Below are 8955 nucleotides of genomic sequence, written 5' to 3'. Positions count from 1 at the left end.
TGGTCGCCCGCACCCGCCTGGTCGCCCGCACCCGCCTGGTCGCCCGCACCGGCCTGGTCGCCCGCACCCGCCTGGTCGCCCGCACCCGCCTGGTCGCCCGCACCGTTGCCGCCGTCGCCGAGGGTGGCGCCGGTGGCCTGCAGGGCTGCGGTGACCGGCTGGAAGAAGGTCTCGCCGCCGCTGGTGCAGTCACCGCTGCCGCCGGAGGTGAGGCCGACGGCGCCGCCGTCCTGGGTGAACAGCGAGCCGCCGCTGTCGCCGGCCTCGGCGCAGACGTTGGTCTGGATGAGGCCGGTGACGGTGTCGACGCCGTTCGGGTCGGTCTCGCTCTGGAAGTTGACGGTGGCGTCGAGGCCGGTCACCTGGCCGTTGTGCAGCCCGGTGGTGGAGCCCATCCGGAACACGGTCTCGCCGACGGTGGCGTCCTGGGCCTGGGTGATCTGGACGGTCTGGCCGTTGCCGGCGTTGACCTCGCTCGGCGCCTGGGTGGTGGCGTCGTTGTACTTCACGAGGGAGAAGTCGCCCTGGCCGGGGAAGGTGGCCTGGTCCACGGTGGCGATGGGCTGGCCGGTCTCGGAATCGGACCAGTCCTTGGCGGCGACCCCGCAGTGACCGGCCGTCAGGAAGGCGGGGCTGCCGTCGGAGGCCTTGACGTTGAAGCCGAGGGAGCAGCGCACGTTGCCGCCCTGCACCTGGGAGAAGATGGCGTCGCCGCCCGAGACGAAGGTCTTGAAGGTGCCGGCGGACTTCTTCAGCGTCGCCGTGCCCGAGCCGAGGCCCTGCACGGTCGACTGGAGCCGGTTCCACTTGGCGCCGGTGACACTGGAGTCGGCGGTGACCACGACCTTGTTGGTGCGCGGGTCGACGGCCCAGGCGGTGCCCGGGATGGTCGCCTTGCTCTTCAGGGTCTGCGCGGCGGACTTGAGTTCGGAGATGCTGTTCTCGACCTGGCGGACGACCGCGCCGGCCTTCTCCGCCTGCTGGATGACGTTGTTGTCACCGCCGACCACGTTGACGACCAGCTGCTGCTTGCCGCTGTCGTAGTAGGAGCCGGCGAGCGCGTCACCGAGCAGCTTCTGCAGCTGCGCGGAGAGATCCGAGGCGTCCGCGGCCTTCAGGGTCTTCACGCTGCCGGCGGCGCCCGAGGCATCGTTGTTGTCCTGCGAGGCATTGGCATGGGGCAGCAGGAGAGCCGCCGCTCCGAGCGCCGCGACACCGCCCACCGCTATCGCTGCCTTGCGCTTGGGCATTCGCTTGTGACTCAAACTTCTCGACCTCCTGGGGACGGGCGTCTGCCGCTGTGGGGCAGTTGATCGGGGGCGCCTGGATGGCTGTAGGTACGGGCGGGTCACCCGGTGCGTTCAGTTCCGGTTGCCAACTTCCGTCCGGTGACGGCGAATCGGCCATGCTCCGCGTGCCGGGCCGGGCAGCCGGGAAGAATCCCCCATATGACGATGACCACCGCCGAAGCCGACAAGATCCTCTCCGCCAACTTCGCCCCCTGGGTCCTCGACCTGGGGCTGTCCGTGCAGGCGGTGGGCGAGGACCGCGCGATCCTGCGTCTGCCCTGGTCGGAGCGGTTGGCCCGGGAGGGCGGCGGGCTGTCGGGGCAGGCGCTGATGGCGGCCGCCGACACGGCGACGGTGATCGCCGTCTCGGCCGCGCGGGGCGGCTTCGTGCCGATGACGACCGTGCAGCAGTCGACGTCGTTCCAGCGGGCGGTGACCGGTTCGGATGTCCTGATCGAAGCGGTCCTGACCAAACTGGGCCGGCGGATGGCGTTCGCGGACATCGCGCTGAGCGATGCCGGTTCGGGTGCGCTCGCGGCCCGCGCGAGCACGGTCTATGCACTCATGGGCTGACACGCTCAGCTACTGATCGGTAGCGGTCTGTTCCGATCGCCTACCGGAATCCCTGCTTCAGGGAATCTGCACATTGAATACTCAACCAAGTCACCGCCGCCCCCAGTTCTGCACATACGCGCGCCCCCCGGTACGCCTTTGGCGCCGAGTGCCGGATTCGCCGCCCGGGGGGCAAGGGGCGGGGTGCGCCGATGCCGTGCCCTATGTGAAGGAGTCGCCGACATGCCGTGCGCATGCCTGCACGGTTGGGGCCTCGGGTGGGCCAAGTGCGCAGGTGAGGGGCTTGGTTGATTGGAAGCGGGGCTCGCCTGCGTGCTTTGATCCATCGCACCGCAGGGGTCCCCCGGGCTCCCGGAAACGGGCGCCCGGCACCTGTGGTCGCGGCCGTCGTCTGTCCCCAGAGGGGGCCGCTCCCCCCTTGTGAAATATCCATATGAAGGGAAGTTCCATCATGAACTCCACCCCCCAGGTTGAGACCGTCGAGATCTCGGACGCCGAGCTGGACAACGTCTCCGGCGGCCTTTCCGTGAACGCCCTCAACACCGTGACCGGCGCTGTGAACGGCGTTGCCCCGGTTGCCGGCCTGGCCGACACCGTCGTCGGCACCGTCGAGGGTGTCACCGGCCTGAACGTGGCCCCGGTCACCAACCTGGTCGCCGGTCTCTGATCGCACCTCGGTGTCACCGAAGTCCCGGAGCCGCCCCCCGGCTCCGGGACTCTCGGGTGTCTGAAGGTGCTTGAAATGTGCCTGAAAGCGCCCGAAGCATGTCGTAACGATGTCTCTCCTCGGGTGAGGGAAGTTCCGTGCAGTTCCGCCAACAGGCCCTCGCCAAGCTCCAGTCGCCGGAGGAGCTGGACCTTCCGGTGCGGCTGGCCCGTCCTCAGGGCTGGCTCGCGCTCGGCGTCACCGTCGTCGTCATGGCGGCGGCCTCCGTGTGGGCGGTGACCGGTTCGGTCGCCTCCACGGTGAGCGCGCAGGCCGTCCTCACCCACGGGCAGGGCAGCTATCTGCTGCAGAGCCCCGTGGCCGGCCAGGTGACGGCCGTGCTCGCGAAGCAGGGCGAACGGCTGCCCGCGAACGCTCCCGTCCTCAAGGTCCGTACGAGCCAGGGCGATTCGGTGGTCCGCACGGTCGCCGCGGGACGCGTCACCGCGCTCGCCGCCACCATCGGCCAGATCATCCAGACCGGTGCGAACATCGCCGCCGTGGAGAAGGTCGCCCACGCCTCCGACCCGCTGTACGCGACGGTGTACGTCCCCGCCGAGAACGCCGCCGCCATCCCGGCGCACGCCGCCGTGGACCTCACGGTGGCCTCGGTGCCGACCCAGCAGTACGGCGTGCTGCACGGGCACGTGAAGTCGGTGGACCGCACCGCACAGTCCGCCCAGTCCATCGCCGCGTTCCTGGGCGACAGCCAGCTCGGCGAGCAGTTCACGCGGAAGGAACGCCCGGTCGCCGTCCTGGTCGCTCTGGACACGTCGAAGGCCACGAAGAGCGGTTACCGGTGGTCGTCCGCGGACGGGCCGCCGTTCAAGCTCGACTCCATGACTCTCGCCTCCGGTTCGATCCGGCTGGCCGACCAGCGTCCCGTCGATTGGCTCCTCCCGTGACCACCCCGCAGGAAACCCGCGGCCGCAGACGGGCCGCCCCGGTCCGCCGCCCGGTCCCCAAGCCCCGTGGCGGCACGGTCCGTACCCCCACCGTGCTCCAGATGGAGGCCGTCGAGTGCGGAGCCGCCTCCCTCGCGATGGTGCTCGGCCACTACGGGCGGCACATCCCGCTGGAGGAACTGCGCATCGCCTGCGGTGTCTCCCGCGACGGTTCGCGCGCCAGCAACCTGCTGAAGGCGGCCCGCAGCTACGGCCTCACCGCCAAGGGCATGCAGATGGACCTGGCCGCCCTCGCCGAGGTCGCGGCACCGGCCATCCTCTTCTGGGAGTTCAACCACTACGTCGTCTACGACGGCATGGGCCGCCGTTTCGGCCGGCGCGGGGTGTACATCAACGACCCCGCGAAGGGCCGCCGGTTCGTGCCCATGGAGGAGTTCGACGGCAGCTTCACCGGTGTCGTGCTGGTGCTGGAGCCGGGCGAGGGCTTCACCAAGGGCGGCCGCAGGCCGGGCGTGCTCGGCGCGATGCCGGCCCGGCTGCGCGGCACCGCGGGCACCCTGCCCGCAGCGGTGCTGGCCAGCCTGCTGCTGGTGGCCGTGGGCGCGGCGGTGCCCGCGCTCAGCCGCACCTACATCGACATGTTCCTGATCGGCGGCCAGACCTCGCTGCTGGGCGTGCTGTTCGCGTCGATGGCCACGTGTGTGCTGCTCACGCTGGTGCTGACCTGGCTCCAGCAGGCCAACCTGCTGCACGGCCGGATCATCTCCTCCACCCTCTCCAGCGCCCGCTTCCTGCGTCATCTGCTGCGGCTGCCGGTGACGTTCTTCTCCCAGCGCTCCCCGGCCGACCTGGTGCAGCGGCTGCAGTCCAACGACCAGGTCGCCGAGACGCTGGCCCGCGACCTGGCGGCCGCGGGCGTGGACGCGATCGTGGTCGTCCTGTACGCCGTACTCCTGTACACCTACGACCCGCAGCTGACGTTCGTCGGCATCGGCGTGGCCCTGCTGAACGTGGTGGCCATGCGGCTGGTCGTACGGATGCGGGCGACCCGGACGGCGAAGCTGCGCGCGGACACCGCGAGGCTCACCAACACGTCGTACACCGGCCTTCAGCTGATCGAGACGATGAAGGCGACCGGCGGCGAGGACGGCTACTTCCGCAAGTGGGCCGGTCAGCACGCCACCACCCTGGAGGAGCAGCAGCGGCTCGGCGTGCCGAGCGCCTGGCTCGGGGTGGTCGCGCCGACGCTCGCCACGCTCAACAGCGCGCTGATCCTGTGGATCGGCGGGATGCGGGCCGTCGAGGGCCACATCTCGGTCGGTCTGCTGGTCGCCTTCCAGGCGCTGGTCACCCGCTTCACCGCGCCCCTCACCCGGCTGAACGGTGTCGCGGGCCGCATCCAGGACTTCGCGGCCGACGTGGCCCGGCTGAAGGACGTGGAGAACTTCCAGGCCGACCCGCTCTACGCCCGCCCCGGCACGGGCGACTCCACGCGCCGGCTGCACGGGCACGTCGAGCTGGAGAACGTGACCTTCGGCTACAGCCCGTTGGACAAGCCGCTGCTGACCGGTTTCGACCTGACCGTGGGGCCCGGGCAGCAGGTGGCGCTCGTGGGCGGCTCGGGCAGCGGCAAGTCGACGGTGTCGCGGCTGATCTCGGGGCTGTACGCGCCCTGGGACGGCGTGATCCGCATCGACGGCCGCCGTCTGGAGGACATTCCGCGCGGGGCGCTCTCCGCCTCCGTCTCCTTCGTCGACCAGGACGTGTTCCTCTTCGAGGGCTCGGTCCGCGACAACGTGGCCCTGTGGGACCCGTCGATCCCGGACGAGGCCGTGGTGGAGGCGCTGAAGGACGCGGCCCTGTACGACGTGGTCATGCGCCGCCCCGGCGGCGTCCACAGCAGGGTCGAGCAGGACGGCCGGAACTTCTCCGGCGGGCAGCGCCAGCGCCTGGAGATCGCCCGCGCGTTGGTGCGGCGGCCCAGCATCCTGGTGCTGGACGAGGTGACCAGCGCGCTGGACGCGGAGACCGAGCTGGTCGTGATGGACAACCTGCGCCGGCGCGGCTGCGCCTGCGTGGTGATCGCCCACCGGCTGAGCACGGTCCGGGACAGCGACGAGATCGTGGTGCTCCAGCACGGCACGGTCGTGGAGCGCGGGCGGCACGAGGAGCTGGTGGCGCGCGGCGGCACGTACGCGGCGCTGGTCAGGGAGCGATGAGATGACGACTGTTCAGGAGGGGTACGAAGGCGACCTCGTCCTCGGCGCGCTCGGCTCGCTGGGCACGCGGGTCGACTGCGCCGGTTTCAACCGCCTGGACCTGGAGGGTCCGCAGGTGCTGTGGCTGGTCACGGCCGGCGCCCTGGACCTGTTCGCGGTGGACGCCGCCCAGCAGGGACACTGGCACCATCTCGGCCGGCTGGAGGCTGGTGCGCTGCTGCTCGGCCCGGTCGCCGGCCCCCAGCACACCCTGGTGGCGCGCCCGGCACGGGACTGCGTGGTGCACCGCATCAACCTGCGCGAGCTGTACCAGCCCGCCCACACCCAGACGTGGTCGTACGACGAGTACGGCAACCCGCAGTACGTGCCCCCTGCGTCGAGCCCGCTGGAGTACGCGGTCGCGCTGGGCGTGGGCCGCGGCCTGTCGGTCCTCTTCCAGGCTCCGATGGCCGAGGAGCGGTCCGCGGCGCCCTCCGACGACGACGTGTTCTGGATGCAGGTGCCGCCGGGCAGCGTCCAGTACGGCTCCCTGTACGGCGCGGAGGCCGCCGCCGACCTGCTGATGGACCCCGCTCTGTGGCAGAGCATGGTCGACCAGCAGTACCGGCTGCTCACCGCGCTGGACCGATGGATCGAACAGCTGGAGCGCACCCACGAGACGCGGACGGCTGCCGGGATCAAGGCCGGTGAGGCGGTCCGCGCCGAGGCCGACCAGACCCTGCTCGCCTCCATCGGCAAGCGCTCGGCCCGCCGTACGACGGCCGCCGACGCCGACGCCACCTACGCGGCGTGCAAGCTGGCCGCGGAGGCGGCCGGGATCACCCTCGCGGAGCCCGTGCAGAGCGGCACCGAGAGCGAACGCCTCGACCCGGTCGAGCGGGTGGCCCTGTCCTCCCGGGTGCGTACCCGGGCCGTACGGCTCGACGGACGCTGGTGGCGGGAGAACGTGGGCCCGCTGGTGGGACACCGGGCCCTGTCCGGCGCTCCGGTGGCACTGCTGTGGCGGCGCGGCGGCTATGTGGCCGTGCACCCCGGCACCGGACGCGAGACGCCGATCGAGAAGGCGAACGCGGAGGAGTTCGAGCCGCGCGCGGTGATGTTCTACCGCCCGCTGCCCGAGCGCCGCCTCACCCCGCTGGCCCTGCTGCGGTTCAGCCTGCGCGGCACCCGCGGCGATGTGCTCAACCTGATGCTCGCCGGGCTGGTGACGGTGGCGATCGGCGCACTGGTGCCCATCGCCACGGGCAAGGTGCTCGGCGAGTACGTGCCCAGGGCCCAGACGGGCCTGATCGTCCAGGTCTGCCTGGCGGTGATGATCAGCGGGGTGGTGTCGGCCGCGTTCACGCTGCTGGAGAACCTGACGATCCTGCGTCTGGAGGGCCGTATCGAGTCGGCGCTCCAGCCGGCCGTCTGGGACCGGCTGCTCCGGCTCCCGACCCGGTTCTTCACCCAGCGCTCCACCGGTGAACTGGCCAGTGCCGCCATGGGCATCAGCGCGATCCGGCGGCTGCTGGCGGGCGTCGGCCCGGTGGTCGCGCAGTCGGTCACGGTCGGCGCGATGAACCTGGGGCTGCTGTTCTGGTACAGCGTGCCGATGGCCATGGCGGCGATCGGCATGCTCGTCGTCATCGCGGCCGTGTTCCTGGGGCTCGGGCTGTGGCAGGTGCGCTGGCAGCGTCGTCTCGTGGTGCTCGGCAACAAGCTGAACAACCAGGCGTTCCAGACGCTGCGGGGCCTGCCCAAGCTGCGGGTGGCGGCGGCGGAGAACTACGCGTACGCCGCCTGGGCACGGGAGTTCGCGCGCAGCCGGGAACTCCAGCAGAAGGTCGGCCGGATCAAGAACCTCACCACGGTGCTCGGCACGGTCTACTTGCCGGTGTGCACCCTGCTGATGTTCATGCTGCTGGCGGGCCCGGCCAGGGGCGCGATGTCGGCGGCGGCCTTCCTCACCTTCAATACGTCGGTGACGATGGTGCTGACCTCGGTCACCCAGCTCACCGGTTCCTTCGTCTCGGCGGTGGCCGCGCTGCCGCTGTTCGAGGAGATCAAGCCGGTCCTGGACGCCACGCCCGAGGTGCGCACGGCGAGTACCCGCCCGGGCCCGCTGTCCGGTGCGGTGGAGGCCCGCAGGCTCTCCTTCCGGTACGCCGACGACGGCCCGCTCGTCCTGGACGACGTGTCCTTCGCGGTCCGCCCGGGCGAGTTCGTGGCGATCGTCGGCCCCAGCGGGTGCGGCAAGTCCACGCTCCTGCGCCTGCTCATCGGCTTCGACAAGCCGGTCTCGGGCAGCGTCCTGTACGACGGTCAGGACCTGGCGGCCCTCGACCAGTCGGCCGTGCGCCGCCAGTGCGGGGTCGTCCTCCAGCACGCGCAGCCGTTCACCGGCTCCATCCTGGACGTCATCTGCGGCACCGAGCCGTACACGTCGGAGGAGGCGATGGCGGCGGCCGAGATGGCGGGTCTTGCGGAGGACATCAAGCGTATGCCGATGGGCCTGCACACGATCGTCGCGGGCAACGGCGCGATCTCCGGCGGGCAGCGGCAGCGCCTGATGATCGCCCAGGCCCTGATCCGCCGCCCGCGCATCCTCTTCTTCGACGAGGCGACCAGCGCCCTCGACAACGACACCCAGCGCATCGTCATCGAGAGCACCCGCAAGCTGAATGCCACCCGCATCGTCATCGCCCACCGCCTGTCGACGGTGCTGGACGCGGACCGGGTCGTCGTGATGGAGGACGGCAAGGTCATCCAGCAGGGCCGACCCGCCCAGCTGCTCGCAGACACCGGGGGGCGGCTGCACGAGCTGGTGCGCAGGCAGCTGGCGTAGGTGCGCCGACGCCGGGCGTGCGGGTGGCCGAGTCGCCATGCCGGTTCCGTCCGACGACGATGGAATCAAGAGCGAGCGCAGCGGGGCCCGGACGGGGGTGCAGCGCATGACGCACACCGACGTACTGGTCGCCGGGGCGGGCCCGGTCGGCCTGACCGCCGCCCTCGAACTGAGCAGACGGGGGGTCGCCTGCCGCCTGGTCGACAGGCTTCCGGACCGGTTGCCGTACGCGAAGGCCGTGGGGATCCAGCCGAGGACGCTCGAGGTATGGGACCGGATGGGCCTGGCCCGCGCGGCCATGGACGCGGCGATTCCGCTGCGGGCGAGCTTCTGCGCTGCCGTCTTGCCGTGCTGCGGGTGGGGAAGGTCGTGGTCGTCGGATGTGGTGGTGGCCGTCTCCTTCACACCCCAGTCCACACCGATCGCACGCCCCGTC

General features: G+C 71.2%; 7 protein-coding genes. 6 read left to right on the top strand and 1 reads right to left on the bottom strand.

All coding sequences use genetic code 11. The features are described from left to right. Window positions 1-1250 (bottom strand): S1 family peptidase (locus ABZ471_RS46290; RefSeq protein ID WP_359075176.1); only part of this gene is annotated, 1250 nt, incomplete at its 3' end. Window positions 1251-1448: 198 nt separating this feature from the next. Here ABZ471_RS46290 and ABZ471_RS46285 point away from each other — a divergent pair. From ABZ471_RS46285 to ABZ471_RS46260, 6 genes are all read left to right on the top strand, one after another. Then, window positions 1449-1862 carry a PaaI family thioesterase gene (locus tag ABZ471_RS46285; RefSeq protein ID WP_359075175.1) on the top strand — a complete coding sequence of 138 codons (414 nt, stop codon included), beginning with the start codon at window positions 1449-1451 and terminating at the stop codon, window positions 1860-1862. Between the two features lie 451 nt (window positions 1863-2313). Then, the gene (locus ABZ471_RS46280) at window positions 2314-2529 is read left to right on the top strand and encodes a type A2 lantipeptide (protein ID WP_359075174.1); all 216 of its coding nucleotides are present in this window, start codon (window positions 2314-2316) and stop codon (window positions 2527-2529) included. Window positions 2530-2666: 137 nt separating this feature from the next. Continuing rightward, complete coding sequence (locus ABZ471_RS46275; RefSeq protein ID WP_359075173.1) at window positions 2667-3473, top strand: HlyD family efflux transporter periplasmic adaptor subunit; 807 nt, start codon at window positions 2667-2669, stop codon at window positions 3471-3473. Continuing rightward, window positions 3470-5692, top strand: coding sequence for an NHLP family bacteriocin export ABC transporter peptidase/permease/ATPase subunit (locus ABZ471_RS46270; protein ID WP_359075172.1), 2223 nt, complete (start codon window positions 3470-3472; stop codon window positions 5690-5692). The genes ABZ471_RS46275 and ABZ471_RS46270 overlap by 4 nt, the downstream gene beginning before the upstream one ends. A 1-nt stretch (window position 5693) precedes the next feature. Then, complete coding sequence (locus ABZ471_RS46265) at window positions 5694-8519, top strand: NHLP bacteriocin export ABC transporter permease/ATPase subunit (protein ID WP_359075171.1); 2826 nt, start codon at window positions 5694-5696, stop codon at window positions 8517-8519. Between the two features lie 106 nt (window positions 8520-8625). Further along, the coding region (locus ABZ471_RS46260; RefSeq protein ID WP_359075170.1) for an FAD-dependent monooxygenase at window positions 8626-8955 on the top strand (330 nt) is incomplete at its 3' end.

Source organism: Streptomyces sp. NPDC005728 (assembly GCF_040630895.1).
Taxonomy (GTDB): Bacteria; Actinomycetota; Actinomycetes; order Streptomycetales; family Streptomycetaceae; genus Streptomyces.
The sequence above is the reverse complement of the archived record's forward strand: the minus strand, read 5'-3'. Positions and strand labels throughout refer to the sequence as shown.